The 19,293-nt window shown below is 72.0% G+C and carries 21 protein-coding genes; 9 read left to right on the forward strand and 12 right to left on the reverse strand.

Annotated elements, in window-relative coordinates; all coding sequences use genetic code 11:
* Positions 1-30: 30 nt before the first annotated feature.
* Complete coding sequence (locus tag ABXS86_RS08930; protein WP_353664184.1) at positions 31-1,101, forward strand: alpha/beta hydrolase; 1,071 nt, start codon at positions 31-33, stop codon at positions 1,099-1,101.
* Positions 1,098-2,375 (forward strand): MFS transporter, encoded by a 1,278-nt coding sequence (locus ABXS86_RS08935; protein WP_353664185.1) that lies wholly within the window; start codon positions 1,098-1,100, stop codon positions 2,373-2,375. Before ABXS86_RS08930 ends, ABXS86_RS08935 begins: the two co-directional genes overlap by 4 nt.
* Positions 2,376-2,420: 45 nt before the next feature.
* On the opposite strand, the gene ABXS86_RS08940 is transcribed toward ABXS86_RS08935, so the two are convergent.
* From ABXS86_RS08940 to ABXS86_RS08965, 6 genes are all read right to left on the reverse strand, one after another.
* A complete protein-coding gene (locus tag ABXS86_RS08940; protein ID WP_353664186.1) occupies positions 2,421-3,878 on the reverse strand; it encodes an aldehyde dehydrogenase family protein in 1,458 nt (485 codons plus the stop codon).
* Between the two features lie 10 nt (positions 3,879-3,888).
* Positions 3,889-4,545: a class II aldolase/adducin family protein gene (locus tag ABXS86_RS08945; RefSeq protein WP_353664187.1), complete on the reverse strand. Its 657-nt coding sequence runs from the start codon at positions 4,543-4,545 to the stop codon at positions 3,889-3,891.
* Complete coding sequence (locus tag ABXS86_RS08950) at positions 4,542-5,471, reverse strand: carbohydrate kinase family protein (protein ID WP_353664188.1); 930 nt, start codon at positions 5,469-5,471, stop codon at positions 4,542-4,544. Before ABXS86_RS08950 ends, ABXS86_RS08945 begins: the two co-directional genes overlap by 4 nt.
* A 91-nt stretch (positions 5,472-5,562) precedes the next feature.
* The gene (locus ABXS86_RS08955) at positions 5,563-5,928 is read right to left on the reverse strand and encodes a fluoride efflux transporter FluC (RefSeq protein WP_353666239.1); all 366 of its coding nucleotides are present in this window, start codon (positions 5,926-5,928) and stop codon (positions 5,563-5,565) included.
* A 43-nt stretch (positions 5,929-5,971) separates the two neighbouring features.
* Positions 5,972-6,943, reverse strand: coding sequence for a DNA topoisomerase IB (locus tag ABXS86_RS08960; RefSeq protein ID WP_353664189.1), 972 nt, complete (start codon positions 6,941-6,943; stop codon positions 5,972-5,974).
* Between the two features lie 3 nt (positions 6,944-6,946).
* Positions 6,947-7,216 carry a Rho termination factor N-terminal domain-containing protein gene (locus ABXS86_RS08965; RefSeq protein WP_144830232.1) on the reverse strand — a complete coding sequence of 90 codons (270 nt, stop codon included), beginning with the start codon at positions 7,214-7,216 and terminating at the stop codon, positions 6,947-6,949.
* Between the two features lie 193 nt (positions 7,217-7,409).
* On the opposite strand from ABXS86_RS08965, the gene ABXS86_RS08970 reads away from it, so the two are divergent.
* From ABXS86_RS08970 to ABXS86_RS08980, 3 genes are all read left to right on the forward strand, one after another.
* The gene (locus tag ABXS86_RS08970) at positions 7,410-7,574 is read left to right on the forward strand and encodes a hypothetical protein (protein WP_186325427.1); all 165 of its coding nucleotides are present in this window, start codon (positions 7,410-7,412) and stop codon (positions 7,572-7,574) included.
* Positions 7,575-8,071: 497 nt separating this feature from the next.
* The gene (locus ABXS86_RS08975; protein ID WP_307208604.1) at positions 8,072-8,917 is read left to right on the forward strand and encodes a DUF4097 family beta strand repeat-containing protein; all 846 of its coding nucleotides are present in this window, start codon (positions 8,072-8,074) and stop codon (positions 8,915-8,917) included.
* Positions 8,917-9,522, forward strand: coding sequence for a PadR family transcriptional regulator (locus ABXS86_RS08980; protein ID WP_144830239.1), 606 nt, complete (start codon positions 8,917-8,919; stop codon positions 9,520-9,522). The genes ABXS86_RS08975 and ABXS86_RS08980 overlap by 1 nt, the downstream gene beginning before the upstream one ends.
* Positions 9,523-9,526: 4 nt before the next feature.
* Here the strand turns inward: ABXS86_RS08980 and ABXS86_RS08985 are convergent, their stop codons facing one another.
* On the reverse strand, positions 9,527-10,057 hold the full coding sequence (locus ABXS86_RS08985; protein ID WP_307208592.1) for a universal stress protein: 531 nt from the start codon (positions 10,055-10,057) through the stop codon (positions 9,527-9,529).
* A gap of 159 nt (positions 10,058-10,216) precedes the next feature.
* Here ABXS86_RS08985 and ABXS86_RS08990 point away from each other — a divergent pair, with 159 nt between their 5' ends.
* Positions 10,217-10,399, forward strand: a complete 183-nt coding sequence (locus ABXS86_RS08990) for a DUF3073 domain-containing protein (protein ID WP_056225789.1) — start codon at positions 10,217-10,219, stop codon at positions 10,397-10,399.
* Positions 10,400-10,544: 145 nt separating this feature from the next.
* Here the strand turns inward: ABXS86_RS08990 and ABXS86_RS08995 are convergent, their stop codons facing one another.
* The 3 genes from ABXS86_RS08995 to purM are packed head-to-tail and all read right to left on the reverse strand — an operon-like array spanning position 10,545 to position 14,383.
* Positions 10,545-11,762 carry a CynX/NimT family MFS transporter gene (locus ABXS86_RS08995; protein ID WP_353664190.1) on the reverse strand — a complete coding sequence of 406 codons (1,218 nt, stop codon included), beginning with the start codon at positions 11,760-11,762 and terminating at the stop codon, positions 10,545-10,547.
* On the reverse strand, positions 11,759-13,234 hold the full coding sequence (purF, locus tag ABXS86_RS09000) for an amidophosphoribosyltransferase (RefSeq protein WP_144830250.1): 1,476 nt from the start codon (positions 13,232-13,234) through the stop codon (positions 11,759-11,761). Before purF ends, ABXS86_RS08995 begins: the two co-directional genes overlap by 4 nt.
* Before the next feature lie 6 nt (positions 13,235-13,240).
* Complete coding sequence (purM, locus tag ABXS86_RS09005; protein WP_353664191.1) at positions 13,241-14,383, reverse strand: phosphoribosylformylglycinamidine cyclo-ligase; 1,143 nt, start codon at positions 14,381-14,383, stop codon at positions 13,241-13,243.
* A gap of 93 nt (positions 14,384-14,476) precedes the next feature.
* Here purM and ABXS86_RS09010 point away from each other — a divergent pair, with 93 nt between their 5' ends.
* Complete coding sequence (locus ABXS86_RS09010; protein ID WP_353664192.1) at positions 14,477-15,088, forward strand: zinc-binding alcohol dehydrogenase; 612 nt, start codon at positions 14,477-14,479, stop codon at positions 15,086-15,088.
* A gap of 6 nt (positions 15,089-15,094) precedes the next feature.
* On the opposite strand, the gene ABXS86_RS09015 is transcribed toward ABXS86_RS09010, so the two are convergent.
* Both ABXS86_RS09015 and ABXS86_RS09020 read right to left on the reverse strand, forming a co-directional pair.
* Positions 15,095-15,430: a potassium transporter Trk gene (locus ABXS86_RS09015; RefSeq protein ID WP_353664193.1), complete on the reverse strand. Its 336-nt coding sequence runs from the start codon at positions 15,428-15,430 to the stop codon at positions 15,095-15,097.
* Positions 15,431-15,609: 179 nt separating this feature from the next.
* Positions 15,610-16,578, reverse strand: coding sequence for a LacI family DNA-binding transcriptional regulator (locus tag ABXS86_RS09020; protein ID WP_307208542.1), 969 nt, complete (start codon positions 16,576-16,578; stop codon positions 15,610-15,612).
* Positions 16,579-16,726: 148 nt separating this feature from the next.
* On the opposite strand from ABXS86_RS09020, the gene ABXS86_RS09025 reads away from it, so the two are divergent.
* Both ABXS86_RS09025 and ABXS86_RS09030 read left to right on the forward strand, forming a co-directional pair.
* Positions 16,727-18,223, forward strand: coding sequence for a mannitol dehydrogenase family protein (locus ABXS86_RS09025; protein WP_353664194.1), 1,497 nt, complete (start codon positions 16,727-16,729; stop codon positions 18,221-18,223).
* Positions 18,224-18,266: 43 nt separating this feature from the next.
* The gene (locus tag ABXS86_RS09030; RefSeq protein ID WP_353664195.1) at positions 18,267-19,271 is read left to right on the forward strand and encodes a zinc-binding dehydrogenase; all 1,005 of its coding nucleotides are present in this window, start codon (positions 18,267-18,269) and stop codon (positions 19,269-19,271) included.
* Positions 19,272-19,293 lie beyond the last annotated feature (22 nt).

The raw sequence follows: 19,293 nt of genomic DNA on the forward strand, positions 1-19,293 counted from the left end.
CGATGCCGTGATCGACAGAAGGGCTCCGCGATGATCCGACCCCGTCCCCAGGACCACCTGCTCCGCTGGGGCGCGCGCGCCCTGGGCTCACTCCCGCGCGCCGCGCTCCGCGCGGTGAACGGCCGCCCCGTCGTGGTCGACGGCCACACCCTGCACCCCGCGGTGCAGGCGTCGCTGCGGGTGATGAACGACTCCCCCGGGGCGCACTTCGAGCGCCTCCCGCTCGACGAGGCCCGCGCGCACATCGAGCTCGAGGCGTGGACCTTCGCCAGCGGCATCCGCCTGGCCGAGCGCTCCGACATCGAGATCCCCACGCGAGCAGGGAGCGTGCCGGGCCGCGTCTACCGCGCGCGCACCGACGTCGCGGCATCCGGAGTCATCGTCTACTTCCACGGCGGGGGCTGGGTGCTCGGCTCGGTCGACAGCGCGGATGCCACGTGCCGCACGCTCGCGAAGACCTCGGGCCTGACGGTGGTCTCGGTCGGCTACCGCCTGGCACCCGAGTCGCCCTTCCCCGCGGGGCTGCACGACGGCGTCGACGCGTTCCGGTGGGTGCGCGACAACGTGGCGCGTTTCGGGGGGACCGCGGAGACCGTCGGCGTCGGCGGCGAAAGCGCGGGCGGCAACATGGCGGCGGTCGTGGCGGCGGTGACGCGCGACGATGCCGGCGGTGCCCCCGCCTTCCAGATCCTGTTCTGCCCCGTGACCGACCTGTCTCGGGAACACCGGTCGTACGAGCTGTTCCGCGACGGGTTCTTCCTCACCGCGGCGCAGATGCACTGGTACGCCGCGCACTATGTCAGCGGCGGGGGCCGCGCGGAGGATCCCCTGGTCTCTCCCCTGCGAGCCGCCGACCTCGCCGGACTCGCTCCCGCCTACGTCGCCGTGTCGGGCTTCGACGTGCTGCGCGACGAGGGGGTCGCCTACGCCGAGCGCCTCGAGGCCGCGGGCGTGCCCACGCGGCTCGTGACGCACACCGACCAGATCCACGGCTTCTTCAACGCGTGCGGAGCCCTGCGCGACGCCCGGGAGGCAGTGGCGGATGCCGGGCGGTGGGCCCTCGACACGCTCTCGGCCGCGCGGACGGGCGGCGGCCGGTGATCCCCGACGCGCCGCTGGTGACGCCCACGGCCTATGCCGAACCGACGCGTCCCGTGCGGGCGGGGTGGATCGCGGCGTTCGCCGGAGTCTGGCTCGGGCTGTGGATGGCGCAGCTCGTGCCGGTGCAGGTGCTGCTGCCCCTGCAGATCGCGGCCCAGCACGCGTCGGACGACTGGCTGGTCTCGCTGGTCGCGTACGGCCTGGTCAGCGCGGTCGCGGGGACCTTCGTGGTGGTGGCGTATCCGATCGTCGGCGCGCTGAGCGATCGCACGCGCTCCCGCTTCGGCCGGCGGCGGCCGTGGATCTTCGGCGGGGTCGTCGTGGCGTCGGTCGGACTCGCCCTGCTCGGCGTCCAGACCGAGACCCTCGGCACCGTGGTGATGTGGACCGCGGTGATGATCGGCTTCTGCATGGCGTCGGCCGCGCTCACCGCGGTGATGGCCGACAGCGTGCCGGCCGGTCAGCGCGGGCTCGTCTCGGGCTGGATCTCGGCCCCGAACGCTCTCGGCATCCTGCTCGGGATCGTGCTGGTGACCGCGGTTTTCACCACCACCGCCTCGGGCTACCTCGCCCTGGCCGTGTGCAACCTCGCCCTCGCGGTGCCGTTCCTGCTCGTGCTGAGCGACGTACCGCTGACCGATGCCGAGGCGGCCCTGCTCGGCCCGCTCACCGCCCGCACGATCCTCTCCTCGATCTGGGTCGACCCCCGGCGGCACCCCGACTTCGCGTGGACGGTCGCGAGCCGCGTGCTCATCAACCTCGGCAACGCCATTGCCACGACGATGCTGCTGTACTTCTTCACCTTCGCGCTGCGGGTGGCCGACCCGACCGGCTTCCTCGTCTTCACGACGGTGATCTACATGGTCGTCACGATCGTGGCATCCGTCGCCCTCGGCAAGCTCAGCGACGTCGTGCAGCGCCGACGCGTGTTCGTGCTCGCCTCGGGGGTGGCGCAGGCGGTCTCGGCTCTGCTGCTGGCCGTCGCCCCGGCCGAATCGACCGCGGTGATCGGCGCCGTGCTGCTCGGCCTCGGCCAGGGGTGCTTCTTCGCGGTCGATCAGGCCCTCGCGACGCAGGTGCTCCCCTCGGCCGAGACGCGCGGCAAGGACGTCGGAATCATGAACATCGCCCTCGCCGGCCCGCAGGCCTTCGGACCACTGCTCGGGGCCGGGGCGGTCGTGCTCTTCGGCGGGTTCGCGGGCCTCTTCGTCGCCAGCGGCCTGGCGGGTCTGCTGGGCTCGGTCATCATCATGCGGGTGCGCTCGGTGCGGTGATCGTCGACGGATGCCGAGAGCCCGTGGCATCCGCGCCCTCGGGGTTCAGCCGTAGAGCGCCCGGATGATCCGCTCCACGATGTGGTCGACCGTGGGGGTGCGGCGCATGGTCGTGAGCGTCAGCAGTGGGAAGCGCTGACGGGTCAGCGCCTTCGGGTACGCGAACTCGCGGAGCCCATCCGCCCCGTGGATGCGCCCGAAGCCCGAATCGCCCACGCCGCCGAACGGCAGGGAGGGGATCGCGGCGAACGAGATGACCGAGTTGATCGCGATCATTCCGCCGCGCAGGCGCAGCGCGAGCTCGCGGCCGCGACGCTTCGAGAACACCGCACCCGAGAGCCCGTACCGCACGGCATTGGCCTTCTCGATGGCTTCGTCCATGGATGCCACGCGGTTGACGACCAGGGTGGGGCCGAAGGTCTCGTCCCGCACGGCCGATGACCGCTCGTCGACGTCGGTGAGCAGCACCGGTTGCACGGTCGTGCCCGCGCCCGGGACGGAGCCCACGCGCGGCGTCGCGCCCCGCGCGAGCGCGTCGGCCACGTGCGCACGCACGACGTCGGCCTGGCGCGGCATGGTGAGCGGACCGAGCGTGGCGTCGTCGCCGGTTCCGGCGCGCAGTTCGCGCGTGCGCTCGGCGACGGCCTCGACGAACCGGTCGTACACCTTGGCGTGGGCGTAGACGCGCTCGATGCCGATGCAGGTCTGCCCCGCGTTCGAGTACGCACCCCAGACGGCCGCTTCGGCCGCCGCCGCGAGATCGGCGTCCTCATCGACGAGGAGGGCGTCCTTGCCACCGGCCTCGATGACGACCGGGGTGAGGGTCTCCGCGCACGCGGCCATGACGGCTCTGCCCGTCGCGGTGGATCCGGTGAAGGCCACCTTGTCGACACCCGCGCGGCAGAGGGCGGCTCCCGTCTCGCCGAACCCGGTCACCACAGAGAAGACGTCGGCGGCCCCGCCGGCGCGCACGAACGCCCGCTGCAGCCAGGCGCCGACGCCGGGGGTGTACTCGCTCGGCTTGAACACCACCGCGTTGCCCGCGGCGAGCGCGTAGGCGAGGGAGCCCATGGGCGTGAAGACCGGGTAGTTCCACGGCCCGATCACCCCCACGACGCCGTAGGGCACGTACCCCACACTCGCGTGCTGGTTGAGCATCAGCACGCCCGATCCCACCCGCCGTCGGCGCAGGGTGCGCGGGGCGTGCGTGGCCGCCCACGCGAGGTGGTCGAGCGCGAGCATGATCTCGAGGCGCGCGTCGCCCCGGGGCTTGCCCGTCTCGGCGCGTACGAGCGAGATGAGGTCGTCGAGGTGCGCCACGATGTCGCGGCGCCAGGCGTGCAGCACGCGGCGTCGCCCCGCGAAGCCGAGGGCCCGCCACGACGCCGCCGCGCGGCGGGCACGATCGACCGCCGCGTCGACGTCGTCCGGGCGGTGCACCGGGAACGTGTCGACGACGCTGCCGTCGAGCGGACTCGTCGACGAGAAGGTCGTGGCGGTCATGGCATCCATCTCACACCTCGTGCTTCTGTCCGTACCCCGTCGCCACGGCCGCCGCGATCACCGCGGCCTGCTGGTCGGGGCTGAGCTCGGCCGGGTCGCCGGCCGCGCGGGCGCGGAGGTAGATGTCGCACGCCCATTCGAGCACCGCGGTGTTCGCCACCGCGTCGGCGAGGTCGCCTCCGGTGGTCACGGCCCCGTGGTGGGCGAGGATCGCGGCGTTGGCCACGGCGAGGGCGGCACCGGTGTCGGCGGCGAGCTCGGCGGAACCGAACACCGAGAACGGCACGACCTCGATCTCGCCGCCCAGGGCGATCTGCTGGTAGTGCACGCACGGCAGGCGGTCGGACACCAGCGACACCGCCACCGCCGCCGGCGCGTGGGTGTGCACGACGGCCCCCACGGCGTCGTCGGTGTAGGCCGCCCGATGCAGATCGAGTTCCGAGCTGGGGGCGAGCGAGCCCGTCACCACGCGCCGGTCGGCGTCGACGACCACCACGTCGTCGGCGACCGCCGCGGCGAACACGACCCCGGTCGCGGTGATGGCGATGCCGCCCTCGACCCGCACGCTCACGTTGCCCGCGGTGCCCTTGACGAGTCCCTGCGCGGCGAGAGAGCGGCACGCGCTCGCCACGGCCTCGCGCACATCCCCCACGGTCGCGGCCGTCATCGCGCCGCTGCCGAGAGGAGGGCGTCGATGGATGCCGCGTCGTACACGCCGTGATCGGTGCCCACTCCCGCGACCACCTGCGACGCCGTGGCCGAACCGAAGCGCGCGGCGTCGCGAGAGGACTGCCCGCGGAGCTTGGCGTACACGAAGCCCGCTGAGAAGGCGTCGCCGCCGCCGCTGGTGTCGACCGGTTCGGCGGGGACGATCGGGACGAACTCGACGGCATCCTCTTCGACCACGACGACGTCGCCGCCGCCGTCGGTCACCGCGACGACGCGGGCTCCGGCCGCGTGCAGGGCGCGGGCGGCGGCGACCAGGTCGGCGGCACCGGTCCACCCCATCGCCTGCTCGGCGTTGGGCAGCACGTAGTCGGTGTGCGGCAGCAGCGGCTCGATGAGGGCGTAGAAGGCCGGTTCGCCGCCGATGAGGAAGTCGAGCGAGGTGGTCGCTCCGTGGGCGTGGGCGTACTCGAGGATCTCGACGACGTTCTCGGGCCCGAGCAGCTCGGGAGCGCCGACGTGCACGTGCTCGGCGGCGGCGAGCGCGTCCCACGGCACGACGTCGGCCGCGAGCGCGTTCGCCCCGACCACGTGCAGGGCGGGTCGCGATCCGTCGGAGCGGATGGGCAGCACGGATGCCGACGTGGGCAGCTCACCCGTGATGAGGTGGGTCACGTCGACGCCCGCGTCGCGCAGAAGACCGACGAGCACGCGTCCGGTGACGTCGTCGCCCACGGCGCCGCTCGTGACCACCTGCGCACCGAGCTTCGTCAGCACGAGCGCGGTGCCCCCGGCGGGACCGGCGGCCGACATGACGATCTCATCCACGAGCAGCGACCCCTGCCCCTCGGGGATCTCATCGACGGGTTGCACGATCGTGTCGAGCACGTGGGCGCCGAGCGTGACGATCTTGGGGGCGGCGTTCATCGTCGAACCTCCGGAGTCGGGTCGCCGGCGCGGCGAACCCACGTCGGTAAGTGGCACATTTGTACCACTTACTCGACCGGTTCGACAAGCGTCAGACGCGGGCGTGCCCGCCCCGGCCGAGCAACACGCCCACCCAGGCCGCCGCGGTGCCCACGATGACCGTCGCCACCCCCCACCACAGCAGCCCGAGATCCGCCGACTCGACGGCGAGCGAGCTGTAGGTCGTGAAGCCGCCGAGCACTCCCGTGCCGACGAACAGCTGCACCCGCTGGGCGCGCGACGACTGCGGCATCCAGGCTCTCCACCCGAACAGGATGCCGATCGCGAACGCCCCCACGACGTTGACGATCGGCACGAGAGCGGGCCCCAGGTCGTCGCCGAACGCGAGCGTCAGCCCCGCGCGCGCGGCGGTGCCGATCGCGCCGCCCACGGCGACGAGGACGACGTCGCGCCACATGCTCACCGCGCCACCCTACGCCCGCGGCCCCCGGGCGCGAACGTCAGGGTCGCTCCCCCAGGATCAGCCGCCGGATGGCGGCGTCCTTCGAGCCGCCGAGCTCCATCGTGCGGCCCTTGCGGTACAGCGAGAACACGCGCGGGTCGATGTAGCTCGCCCGCGCCACGGCGGGGGTGTTGCCCAAGGCCTCTGCGGTCGCGCGGACGGCGGCGACCTCGGCCTTCTTGCGCTCGTTCTTGCCACCGACGGCGCCGACCTTCGCGAGGGACTCCGCCGCGAGGATCGTTCCGCGCAGCGTCCGGAAGTCCTTCGCGCTGAACGGCCCGCCCGTGAGCGAGCGCACGTACCCGTTGACGTCGCCGGGGGTCAGCGGCACGCGCCGCCGGCCCCGCTTGAAGGTCAGCAGTGCCGCACGCGGACGCCCGAACGCGAGTTCTTCGACGATGGCGGCGAACTCCGCGTCGCGCAGAGACAGCTCCGCCCGCTTGCCGCTCTTGGCCGGGAACGACAGACGGATGAGGTCGCCGTCGACGGTCGCATCCCGGCGCTGCAGGGTCGTCAGGCCGCGGCTGCCGTTGGTGACGAAGTAGCGCGCGTTGCCGACGCGCGGCGCCACGAGGTCGAGGAAGCGGAACGACACCGCCAGCACGCGTTCGCGATCGGCCTCGGCCCGTCGGAGCGACTGCGTCACCCGGGAGCGCGCCCGCGGAAGCGCCTCGGCCAGTTGCAGCGCTCGGGCGAACTTGCCCTTGTCCTGTCTCTTCGACCAGTCCGCGTGATAGGTGTACTGCCGTCGCCCCGCCTCGTCGGTGCCGACGGCCTGGATGTGCGCGTTCGGCTCCTTCGCGATCCACACCTCGCGCCACGCGGGCGGAATGACCAGGCCGCGAGCGCGCTCCGCGTCGCGCTCGGGCACCGAGGCTCCGGTGTGGTCGACGAAGCGGAACCCCGAGCCGGAACGCACGCGCCGGTAGCCCGGGTCCTCGTAGGGCCGGACGCGGATCAGTCGCGCCATGGATCAGTGCGAACGGAGCAGGTCGATGAGCTCCGCCTTCTTCTTGCCCGAGTACCCGGAGATGCCGAGCTCTTTCGCGCGCTGCTTCAGTTCGGCGACCGTGCGGTCTTCGTAGTCCTCGGCGTGCCCGCCCTTGGCGCCCACCGTGCCGCGACCCTGCGCCGCAGCCGCGTTCGAGATGCGCGCGGCCTTCTCCTTCGAGTCGCCCTGCGTGCGCAGCTCCTCGTACAGATCGGGATCTTTCAGACTGTTGGATCCTCGCCCCTGGGGCATGATCGGCTCCTTCCGACGGATGGCTCGACCGTACGACCGTGCTCGCGCCGCGGTCCGCGGGGTTGACAACAGTCCGGCTATCAGCCGATTTCGAGGGGCGTCAAGCCCGGGGGCGGGCGGCGTCGGCAGTGACACGCTGGACAAAACCCACTCGCCAGGTGCCGCCCACGAGGCGGCGTGCAAGGAGCCCCCCATGAACATCTTCCTGATCATCATCATCATCGCCGCGATCGTCATCGCGATCGTCAGCGGCCTCAGCCAGGCGGCCAGCTTCCTGCTGTGGGTCGCCATCATCGTCGGCCTCATCGCGCTGATCGTGCTGCTGTTCCGCCTCATCAGCGGTCGCAAGCCCGTCTGATCGTCGCGCCGGCGCCTTCGGAGCGCCCCACGACCACGCGGGTATCACCCGCTCCGGATGCCGCTTCCTCACCGAGGGCGCGGCATCCGTCGTTTCCGAGCGCGAGGTGGCTGAGCCTGTCGAAGCCACCGGGCGCAGAGGTGGCTGAGCCTGTCGAAGGCACCGGGCGCAGAGGTGGCTGAGCCTGTCGAAGCCACCGGCCGTGCGGAGGTGGCTGAGCCTGTCGAAGCCACCGGACCCGCGCGGGACCCGGTCCCTTCGACAGGCTCAGGGACCTCCCCGTGCGCTCGGGCACCCGTGCGTCCCGGTCCCTTCGACAGGCTCAGGGACCTCCCCGGCCGTGCCGAGGTCACCGCGCACCCCGGTCCGTTCGACGAGCTCCGGGACCTCTCTGTCGGCGACCTCACAGCGCACTCATGCCTTTCGGGGTTGACGCACTCGCGATATATCGCGATACTGGACTCAACGCGATATATCGCGAGTGAGGAGCATCAACCATGGAGAAATGGATCGTCCACCCCGGCGAAACCCGCGTCATCGACGTCGGCGCGCTGCGCGAGCTGAAGATCGGACTCGTCGGCGGCCAGGTCGACGTCATCGCCCACGACGAACCCGAGGCACGCATCGAAGTGCACGGCGTCACCGTGAAAGACCTGCGCATCGAGATGGTCGACGGCCGCCTCGAGATCGACCACCCCCAACTGCGGTGGGACAACTTCCTCGAGGTCTTCCGCAACTTCGGCGCCGGCGGCCCGAAGGCCGAGGTCAGCGTCGCGGTCCCCCGCAACGTCGCCCTCACCCTCGGCGTGGTCAGCGCGAGCGCACTGGTCTCGGGGCTGCGCACCGACGTGCGTCTGAACACCGTGTCGGGCGACATCATCGTCGACGGCCTCGTCGGCGACGTCGACCTCAACGCCGTCTCCGGCGACGTGCAGGTGCGCGAGCTCGACGGTGCGCTCAGCGCCAACAGCGTCTCGGGTGACGTCGCCGCGACCGGCCGCATCACCAAGGCCTCGATCGACACGGTCTCGGGCGCCATGCTCGTCGACTCGACGGGGCCGACGCAGTCCATCTCGCTGAACTCGGTGAGCGGCACCGGGACGATCCGCCTCGACCGCTCGCTGCCCGCCAATTACGTGTCACGGTCGGTCAGCGGGCGCGTGCAGATCGACGGCCAGGTGCGCTCGGGCAAGGGCCCGACCAACTACACCGGCTCGACCGGCGCCCTCGCGGGTCAGTTCGTCGACGTCCGCGCCAACACCGTCTCGGGCGAGATCACGGTGCTGCGCCGCGGCATCTCCGGCCTTCGTCCCGAAGAACTCGCCGGAGAGGAGGAGTGGTGATGAGCCCCGTCTTCTCCCATGGCGATCTTCGCCTGTACATCCTGAGCCTGCTCGATGAGGCCCCGCGCCACGGCTACGACCTCATGCAGGCGTTGTCCGAGCGCACGGGCGGCACCTACTCCCCCTCGGCCGGCACCATCTACCCCCGCTTGTCGAAGCTGGAGGAAGAGGGCCTGGTGACCAAGTCGGTCGACGGTCGCAAGACCGTGTACGAGATCACGGATGCCGGGCGCGCCGAGGTCGCATCGCGTTCGGGCGACCTCGAGGGCATCCAGGCCGGCCTCGCCGACAGCGTGCGGCTCATCGCCGACGAGGTGCGCGGAAGCGTCCGCGACGCCATGCGCAGCCTGCGCGCCGACCTCGCCGCGGCGTCCCGCGAAGAGCGCGAGCAGGCGCAGTCGGTGCCCGCCGACGATCCCCGCTCCCGTAGTCGCGAGCAGCTCTCGCGCGCCGATGCGGCGATCAACGAGTTCCGCGGACGCGTGCGCAGCGAACTGCGCGCCCACGTCGCGCGGGGCGGCGAGCTCGCGGCATCCGGAGTCGACGAGATCGAGTCGGCACTGCGCGACGCGTCCGAGGCCGTGACCCGGGCGATGCGCGGCTGACGCTTCACTCCCAGGGCAGCTCCTCATCGGCGGCGGCCGGTTCTCCGAGCGGAACGACGAGAACCGGCCGGCGCTGCCGATGACTCAGCCGCGCCGCGACCGAACCGGTGAGGAACTCCCGGAACGACTCGCCGATCCCGCGCTTGCGGGTGCCCACCACGAGCAGTCCGGCATCGACCTCGTCGGCGAGCTGGATGAGGGCGAGGGCGGGGTCGCCGATCACCTGCCGGACGCTCCAGTCGAGGTCGCGGCCGGCCAGCGCCTCGCCCGCCGCGCGACGCACCTCGTCGAGGGCGGCCGTGGCGGCGGCGCCCGCGACGTCGACGGTCGAGGAGTGCACGTAGCCGTCGGGGTCTTCGAACGCGACGAAGCGCGTGGTGTCGACGTGCACCACGATCAGCGGCGCCTTCGACAGCGCGGCGTACCGGGCCGCTTCGCGCACGACCCGCGACGACTGCCCGGGGACGACACCGGCGATGACCGCGCCGGTCGCGGTCTCGGGACGGGGCTGGTCCGGGCGGGGCTGATCGGTCATAACGGCTCCTGTCGCGACGGGGCGCTCCCCCGCGAGCCCACGACGGCTCGGCCGGAATGCGCCGTGATATCCTGGCTGTTACTCTTACCGGCTCGGTCCGGAACCGCAATACGCAGGGCTCTCAAGCGGCCCTCGACGTCGATCGTGAGGGGGTCTCGCATGGGGCGTGGCCGTCAGAAGGCGAAGAACACCAAGATCGCCCGTGAGCTGAAGTACGACACCTATTCGGTGAACTACTCGGCTCTCGAGCGCGAACTGGGTGCACCCGCTCCGGGTGAAGACGCGTACGTCGACAAGTGGGCCGACCAGTACAGCGACGAGTACGACAACGAGAAGGCCTGACGCCTTCGCGTTCGTCTTTCCCCTCGCGAGGCCGTATCGGTCCGGAGCGGTGATCGTCGTACCCCGATGAACAGATACGCCGAAGGGCGGTGACGTTTCTTGTCGCCGCCCTTCGTTCGTGTCCGTCGGGGCGCTCGCCCCGCCGTCACCACGTGCGGCCGGTGCGGCGCTCCCACGCGTCTTCGACGCTCTCGCTACGCGCCATCACGATCCCCGCGGGGGCCGCGCAGGCGATGACCACGCCGAGCACGATCAAGCCGGTGGTCCAGCCTCCGGTGATCTCGTGCGTGAGGCCGAGCGCGAGGGGCATGAGGGCCGCGATCGCGTATCCCACGCTCTGCACGAACCCGCTGAGCGCGACGGTCGTCTCGTGCTGGCGCGTCCGCAGGCCGAACAGCACGAGGGTGAGCGGGAAGAGCAGCGGCGGGATGCCGATGAGCACGACCCACAGCACGGTCGCGGCGCCGGGGGCGACGAGCAATCCGGTCACCCCGACGACGCCGGTCACCACCGCGACGACGTAGAACGGGGTCGTGCGCCCGAGGCGCGCCACCAACAGCGGGACGAGCAGCGACACGGGCAGACCCATGAACGAGAAGAGCGCGAGCAGTCCGCCGGCCTCCGCGGCATCCACTCCCGCCACATCGATCAACAGCGGCGGAAGCCACGCGAACATGCCGTAGGCCACCGAGGAGTTGACGGCGAACGTGACGACCAGCGCCCACGTCTGCGGCACGCGCACGAGGCGCGAGAGCACGGCCGTCCGCGGCTCGTCGACGGCGTCGGTGCGCGACGCGCGGGCACGCAGGCTCAGCGCCACCCACGGCAGCACCGCCGCGACCGCGACCACCGCCCACACCACGAACGACCCGCGCCACCCCACGGCTCCCGCCAGCGGCACCGCGACCAGCGGCGGCGTGAAGGTCGCCACCGCCATCGTCGTGCTGTAGACGGTCGTCATCAGGCCGATGCGCTCGGGGAAGTACTTCTTCACCACGGTGGGGATGAGCACGTTCGCCACCCCGACGGCCGCGAACACCCCGGCCGTCGCCGCGAGCAGCGTCAACGCGTTGCCCGCGGCCGCCCGCGCCGCGAGCATCGCGGCCGCCACGATCGCCGCGATCAGCACCGTGCGCTCGAGCCCGACCCGTCGCTCGATCGCGGGGGTCACCATGCCCGACAGTGCGAACGCGACCGGGGGCGCCATGCCGATGAGACCGACCACCGCCGTGGGCAACGCGAAGTCGCGACCGATCTCATCGAGCAGTGGCGACAACGACGCGACCGCGATGCGCAGCGTCAACGCCAGCAGCACGATCGCCGTGGCGGCGAGGGCGATGGTTCCCGCGCTGCGGCGGGTCAAGACTCCTGGCTGCCCTCGACCCAGGCGAGGTACTCCTCCGACACGGTCCCCGTCACGTAGCGACCGTCGAAGCAGCTCATGTCGAGGTCGGTGAGGTCGGTGCCTTCCATGATGGCCGCCTTGAGGTCGTCGACCTCCTGGTAGACCAGGTAGTCGCAGCCGAGCTCTTCGGCGATCTCGGGGATCGTCCGTCCGTGGGCGACGAGCTCGTGACGCGAAGGCATGTTGATGCCGTACACGTGCGGGTAGCGCACCGGCGGTGCCGCCGAGGCGAACGTCACGCTCTTGGCCCCGGCATCCCGCGCCATCTGGATGATCTCGCGGCTCGTCGTGCCGCGCACGATCGAGTCGTCGACGAGGAGGACGTTCTTGCCCTGGAACTCCGTCGACATGGCGTTGAGCTTCTGTCGCACGCTCTTCTTGCGCACCGCCTGCCCCGGCATGATGAAGGTGCGGCCGACGTAGCGGTTCTTGTAGAAGCCCTCGCGGTACTCGATGCCGAGTTTGCGGGCCACCTGCATCGCGGCCGGACGCGCGGAGTCGGGGATCGGCATGACCACGTCGATCGTCCCGGCCGGGGTGTACTTCGCCACCGTGTCGGCCAGGCGCTCGCCCATGCGCAGGCGCGTCTCGTACACCGAGATGCCGTTCATGACCGAGTCGGGGCGGGCGAGGTAGACGTACTCGAACGAGCACGGCGCGAGCGTGGGGTTCTCGGCGCACTGCTGGGAGTGCAGCGTCCCGTCGAGGGTGATGAACACCGCCTCTCCGGGCAGCAGGTCGCGCACGACCTCGAAGCCGGCGTTCTCGAGCACCAGCGACTCGGAGGCCACGATGTACTCGTCGCGCGGCTCTCCGCCCGGCACCTGGGCTGCGGGACGCTTGCCGAGGATGAGGGGGCGGATGCCGAAGGGGTCGCGGAACGCGAGCAGGCCGTAGCCGGCGATGAGGGCGATCGAGGCGTACGACCCCTCGACGCGCTCGTGCACGCGGGCCACCGCGCGGAACACCTGGGCAGGGTCGAGGTCGGGACCGGTGATCTCGGACTGCAGTTCGGAGCCGAGGATGTTCACCAGCAGCTCGGTGTCGCTGCTGGTGTTCAGGTGCCGGCGGTCCTTGTGGAACAGCTCGCCCGTGAGCTCGCGCGTGTTCGTCAGGTTGCCGTTGTGCACCAGCACGATGCCGTAGGGCGCGTTGACGTAGAAGGGCTGGGCCTCTTCTTCGTTCGACGCGGTGCCCTTGGTGGCGTAGCGCACGTGTCCGAGGCCGATGTCGCCGAGCAGGGCGCGCATGTCGCGGGTACGGAACGCCTCGCGCACCTGGCCGCGGGCCTTGTGGATGTGGAACACGCCGCTGGACTCGGCCGTGGCCATGCCCGTGGAATCCTGTCCCCGGTGCTGGAGAAGGAGGAGCGCGTCGTAGATCTCCTGGTTGACCGGGCCCTGCCCGGCCATGCCGACGATGCCGCACATGAGGTGTTAGCTGGCTCCGTTCGCCGGCGTGCCGGCATCCGCATACGTTCCGACCAGGCGCACGGCGCCTCCGTCGACGCCCTTGGCGCCCTGTTCGTACTCGCCCTCGGGGCGGGCGCCGTCGCGCACGACGCCGACCTGCCACGTGGCGATGCCCTCGGCCTGCAGCGCCGCGATCGCGGCGTCGGCCACCTCGGGGGCGACGACCGCGAGGAAGCCGATGCCGAGGTTCCAGGTGCCCTCGGTGGCCGTGAGGTCGAGGCCGCCCATGTCGGCGAGCACGCGGAACACCGGAGACGGGCTCCACGTCGAGCGGTCGACGTCGACCCAGGTGTCCTGCGGCAGCACGCGCGCGAGGTTGGCGGCGATGCCGCCGCCCGTGACGTGGCTGAGGGAGTGGATGCCGGAACCCACCGCGCCGTCGTCGAGCAGGCGCAGCAGCGGCGAGGTGTACAGGCGCGTGGGCTCGAGCAGCGCCTCACCCCACGTGCCGCCGAGCTCGGCCGAGGCCGAGCCGTACGCGATGCCCGCGCCGGTGATGATGTGGCGCACGAGCGAGTAGCCGTTGGAGTGCAGGCCGCTGGAGGCCAGCGCCAGCACGACGTCGCCGCTGCGCACGCGGTCGGCGCCGAGGATGCGGTCGGCCTCGACCACACCGGTCGCGGCACCCGCGACGTCGTAGTCGTCGATGCCCAGCAGGCCGGGGTGCTCGGCGGTCTCGCCGCCGACCAGCGCGGTGCCGGTCATCGCGCAGCCGCGCGCGATGCCCGCGACGATGTCGGCGATGCGCTGCGGCACGACCTTGCCGCACGCGATGTAGTCGGTCATGAACAGCGGACGGGCACCGACCACGACGATGTCGTCGACGACCATGCCGACGAGGTCTTCGCCGATCGTGTCGTGCTTGTCGATGGCCTGCGCGATCGCGACCTTCGTGCCGACGCCGTCGGTGCTGGTCGCGAGCAGGGGCCGCGCGTAGTCGCGCAGGGCGGAGGCGTCGAAGAGACCGGCGAATCCGCCGACCCCGCCGAGCACCTCGGGCCCGTGCGTGCGACGCACGGCCGACTTCATCAGTTCGACGGCGAGATCTCCGGCGGCGGTATCGACGCCTGCGGCGGAGTATGGGTTTTCGTGGGGAGCGGAAGCCACCGCAACAGACTACCCGGGCTCGACACGCGCGGGTGTCCGCGCGTCGGCGCAAGGCCCGGTCGCACACCCGGTGCGAATCCCTACAATGACGCCATGACGGGCGGGCAGCCGGAGTGGGTGATCCGCGAAGACGCGGCGCAATCGGTGCTCGTCGCGCTCTATCTGCGCCAGGTCATCGGCATCCGGGCCCCCGAAGAGCTCCCGGCGCTGCGCCGCGTGCCCGCGCCGCTCACGGTGTCGAGGTCCGACGACGCGCAGGCCCGCCTCGAACGCGAGTGGCGGGAGTTCTGGGCCATGACCGTCGAACCGCAGGCGCACCCCTCCCCCGTCCCGCTCGAGCTCATCGACGGCTTCGACACTCTCGTCACCCTCCCCGAGGGGCGAGCCGAGGCCCTGCGCGCGGCCATCTCCGACCACGCCGACGACGCCGTCGAGTTCGCGCGCCTGTCGCACGACCGCTACTCCCGCGAGGCGGCGGCGCGACCGGGGGTGTCGTACCGCGCCTACGCGAGCGCGATCGCCGCGCACGAGCGGATCGTGGGGCGACGCGCGCACTCGTTCGAACTCAACGTGCAGGTGCTCCCGCTCGCCCAGCGGGGTGTGTGGTGGATCGGCTCGCTCACGGTCGCGGTGACCGACGGCCTGCGCGGCGACGTCGCCGCGTTCGACACGGCGATCCACCCGATCATCGCCGAACTGGCGTGACGCGGGTCAGACCTCGTACTGCTCGTGGTCGACCATCACCTGGCGGGTGCGGCCGCCGAGCGTGCGCTCGAAGATGAGGGCGACGATCGCGGCGAGCACGACGCCGACGACGACGCAGATCAGCGCGGTGAAGCCGAAGACCTGGAGCTCGGAGTACACAACCTGCGTGTAGGGGCTGAGGTTGGCGCCGTCGATCGCGTACGTGAGGATGAGGGCGGCCAGGATGCCGAGGAAGGCACCGGCGGCCAGGAAGACGCCGTACTTCGGCGCGCGGCGGACGGTCACGGTCTCGATGTCGTCGCGGACGTACACCGGTCGTTCGGGGGCGGGCTGCTCGGCCATAGGCCCATTGTCCCACCGCCGGGCGCGCAGCGGGTCGTGGGTTCGAGCGGGGGCGGATGCCGAAGACGCACCCCTTCGCCGAGACCGCATTCGCGCGGCGTCGATTCGATGCGGCCTCGTCGATCCGATGCGGCGTCGGCGATTCGGCGGTTCCGCTCGGCGCGGGACGCCGCCGCGGATCAGCGCGCGGCGGAGGGCGGGGCCGTCGAGCCGCGCACGATGAGCTGCGAGGGCAGCACGGTCTCGCCGACCGACGCCGTGCCCGACATCGCCTGCAGCAGCAGGTCGACCGCGAGGGCTCCGGCGCGGGCGATCGGCATCCGCACCGTGGTGAGGCTCGGCGTGACGGCTCCGGCGAGCTCGATGTCGTCGATGCCCACGAGGCTCACGTCGTCGGGGCACACGCGCCCGAGCTCGGCCATGCCGGCTTCGAGCCCGAGGGCGACGAGGTCGTTGTAGGCGATGACCGCGGTGGCACCGCTGGCGACGGCCGCCGCGGCGCCCGCTCGCCCGCCCTGGATGGACGCGGCGTGGTTGCTCAGGCGGGTGAGGCGGATGCCGAAGCGCTCGCACGCGCGCGCCACGGCGTCGGCGCGCTGTTCGTCGGCCCACGACCCGTGCGGGCCGGAGGCGTACGCGACGTGATGGTGGCCGAGGGCGGAGAGGTGTTCGACCGCCTGGGTCGGCCCGCGCTCGGCGTCCATCACGACGCACACGGCGCCGTCGATCACGCGGTTGACGATGACGTGAGGGGTGTCGGCCACGAGCGAGAGAACCTCGCGCTCGGGGAGGCGCGGGGAGCACAGCAGCAGTCCGTCGGTGCGGCATCCGAGCTCGATCGCCTCGCGCTCGCGGCGTAGGTCTTCGTCGGCGTCGAACAGCACGATGCGGTGCCGGCCGTGCCACGCCTGCCCCTGGATCGCCTTGAGCAGGGTCGCATAGACCGGGTTCGCGGCATCCGGCACCACTACCGCGATCGTGCGGGTGCCGACGGCGGCCTGCGGCGTGGCGTAGCCGAGCTCGGCCGCGGCGCGACGCACACGCTCGAGGGTCGCGGGGGCGAGGCGGTCGGGCTCGCCGAAGGCGCGCGACGCCGTGGCGATCGACACACCCGCGTGCCGTGCCACCTCGGTCAGGTTCGCCGCCATCACCACCGTCTCTCTGCCGTCTTTCCATCATCGTGCATGCCGACCTGAAAACTGTTGACAAGTTTGTACAAACACTGCACACTGCTTTCATGCCGATCATCGACGATCTCCCCCGGTCGAGCCCCGCCGCCTCGACGGGAGCCCGCGCATGAGCGCGATCCTGCGCCGCGGCGCGAGCCTCCCCACGGCCGTCCCCGCGGTCCCCTCGGGCGCCGGCATCCTGCACCTCGGACTCGGCAGCTTCCACCGTGCCCACCAGGCCGTCTACACCGCGGCCGCGATGCGCGCCGAGGGCGGCGATTGGGGCATCGTCGGCGTCGCCTCGCGCTCGCGCCGGGTCGTCGACGCCCTGCACGCGCAGGATCACCTCTACTCCGTCGCGACGGTCTCGCCCGCGGGCACCACCCTCGACATCCCCGGGGTGCACACCGACTCGTACGTCGCCGCCGACGACCCGGCCCGCGTGGTCTCCGACCTCGCCGACCCGCGCATCCGCATCGCGACGCTCACGGTGACCGAGAACGGCTACAGCTACTCCAACGCCACCCAGCGCCTCGACGTCGCCGACCCGATCGTCGCCGCCGACCTGCGCGGGGGCGCCCCCCGCTCGACCATCGGCCAGCTCGCCCGCGGGCTTCAGCGCCGGGCCGCGGCGGGCGGAGAACCGATCGCGATCCTTAGCTGCGACAACCTGCTGTCGAACGGCTCGCACACCGAGAAGCTCGTGCGGGCCTTCCTGCAGGAGCTTCCGGATGCCGAGTCGGCCGAGGCCCTCGCCTACCTCGACCGCGCCGTGACCTTCCCCTCGAGCATGGTCGACCGCATCGTGCCCTCGACCACCCCCGAGCTGACCGACCGCGTGGCCGCTCTCCTCGGCGTCCGCGACGAGGTCCCCGTGCCGGCCGAGCCGTTCACGATGTGGGCGATCGAAGACCGCTTCGCGGGCGGCCGCCCCGCGTGGGAGGCCGGCGGCGCGGTGTTCACCGACGAGGTGGGCGCGTACGAACTGCTCAAGGTGCGCCTGCTCAACGGCACGCACTCGCTGATCGCCTACCTCGGCGCCCTGCGCGGGGTTCCTACGATCCCGGATGCCATCGCCCTGACCGACGTCGAAGCCGCCGCCACCGCGATCCTGCGCAACGAGTACGAGCCCTCGGTCACCGCTCCGCGCGGTGTCGACATCGGCGCGTACGAGCGCGACCTGTTCGCCCGCTGGGGCAACAGCGCGCTCGGACACCGCACGAGCCAGGTCGGCTCCGACGGGTCGGTCAAGCTCGGCCAGCGCATCCCCGGCCCGGTCGCCCAGGCGTTCGAGCGGGGAGAGTTCCCGCACCTGATCGCCCTCACCGTGGCCGCGTACCTCGCCTGCATCGCCCCGCCCGCGGGCTTCGACCCCGGCCCCCACGCCGCGGCGATGACCGACCCGGCGCGCGAGCGCCTCACCGCCGTCGCCACCCGCGGCGGCCGCGACCTCGCCGCCCGCGCGATCGTCGAGCTCCAGCTGTTCGGCGAAGACCTCGCGCACCGCACCGCCTTCGTCGACCGCGTGGGCGACCTGCTCGACACGATCGTCGAGCGGGGCATCGACGGTGCGATCGCCGAGACCCTCTCGGCATCCGGCACCCTCGCCCCCACCGCCCCCTGACCCATCCGCGCCCGCCCGGGCGCACAGACTCGAAGGAGACGCGATGAAGCTTCTCGCGATCCACGCCGCGGAAGACATCCGCTGGGAGGACCGCCCCGCCCCCGAGCCGGGCGACGGCGAGGTGCGGCTGCGTGTGCGCTACGTCGGCATCTGCGGGTCGGACCTGCACTACTACTTCCACGGCAAGAACGGCGAGTACGCGGTGCGCGAGCCCCTGACCCCCGGTCACGAGCTGTCGGCCGAGGTCGACCTCGACCCCTCGGGTCGGCTGGCGCCGGGCACGCCCGTCACCGTGCACCCCGCGCGCTTCGGCCCCTCGGTGCCGGGCCTCGAAGAGCGCCCGCACCTGCGCGCGGGCGGCGACTACCTCGGCAGCGCCGCGGGCTTCCCGCACCGCCAGGGTGGAGCCGCCGAGCTGCTCGTGGTCGAGGAGCACATGATCCGCGTGCTGCCCGAGGGGCTGTCGCTCGAGCGCGCCGCCCTCGCCGAGCCGCTCGCCGTCGCCATCCACGCGGTGAGCCTCGCGGGCGACCTCTCCGGCACGCGCGCGCTCGTCATCGGGTCCGGCCCCATCGGCCTGCTCGTCGCCGCCGCCGCCGTGCACGCGGGAGCCGAGCTGGTCGCCGCGAGCGACGTGCGCCCCGAACCGCTCGAGCGCGCCCGCGCCCTCGGTGCGGCCGAGACCTTCCTCGTGGGCACCGACACGATCGAGAACGAGTCGTTCGACGTCGTCTTCGAGTGCTCCGGCGTCGGAGTGGCCCTCACGCAGGCCGTCCGCGCCGCCCGCCGCGCCGGCACCGTCGTGCAGGTGGGCATGCTCCCGGATGCCGAGCTCGGGGTGAACCTCGCCCCGATGCTCGCGAAGGAGCTGACGCTGCGCGGAGCCTTCCGCTTCTCGAGCGAGATCGACGACGCCATCGCGATGCTCGCCTCGACCGACGCGCTCGACACCGTCGTGTCGCACGTCGTCCCCGCCGCCGACGCGGTCAGCGCGTTCGCCGTGGCGCGGGACTCCTCGGCATCCGCCAAAGTCCTGCTCGCTCTCTGAGCAAGCCCCTCGAACATCCCCC

This window comes from Microbacterium sp. che218 (assembly GCF_040436305.1).
Taxonomy (GTDB): domain Bacteria; phylum Actinomycetota; class Actinomycetes; order Actinomycetales; family Microbacteriaceae; genus Microbacterium; species Microbacterium algihabitans.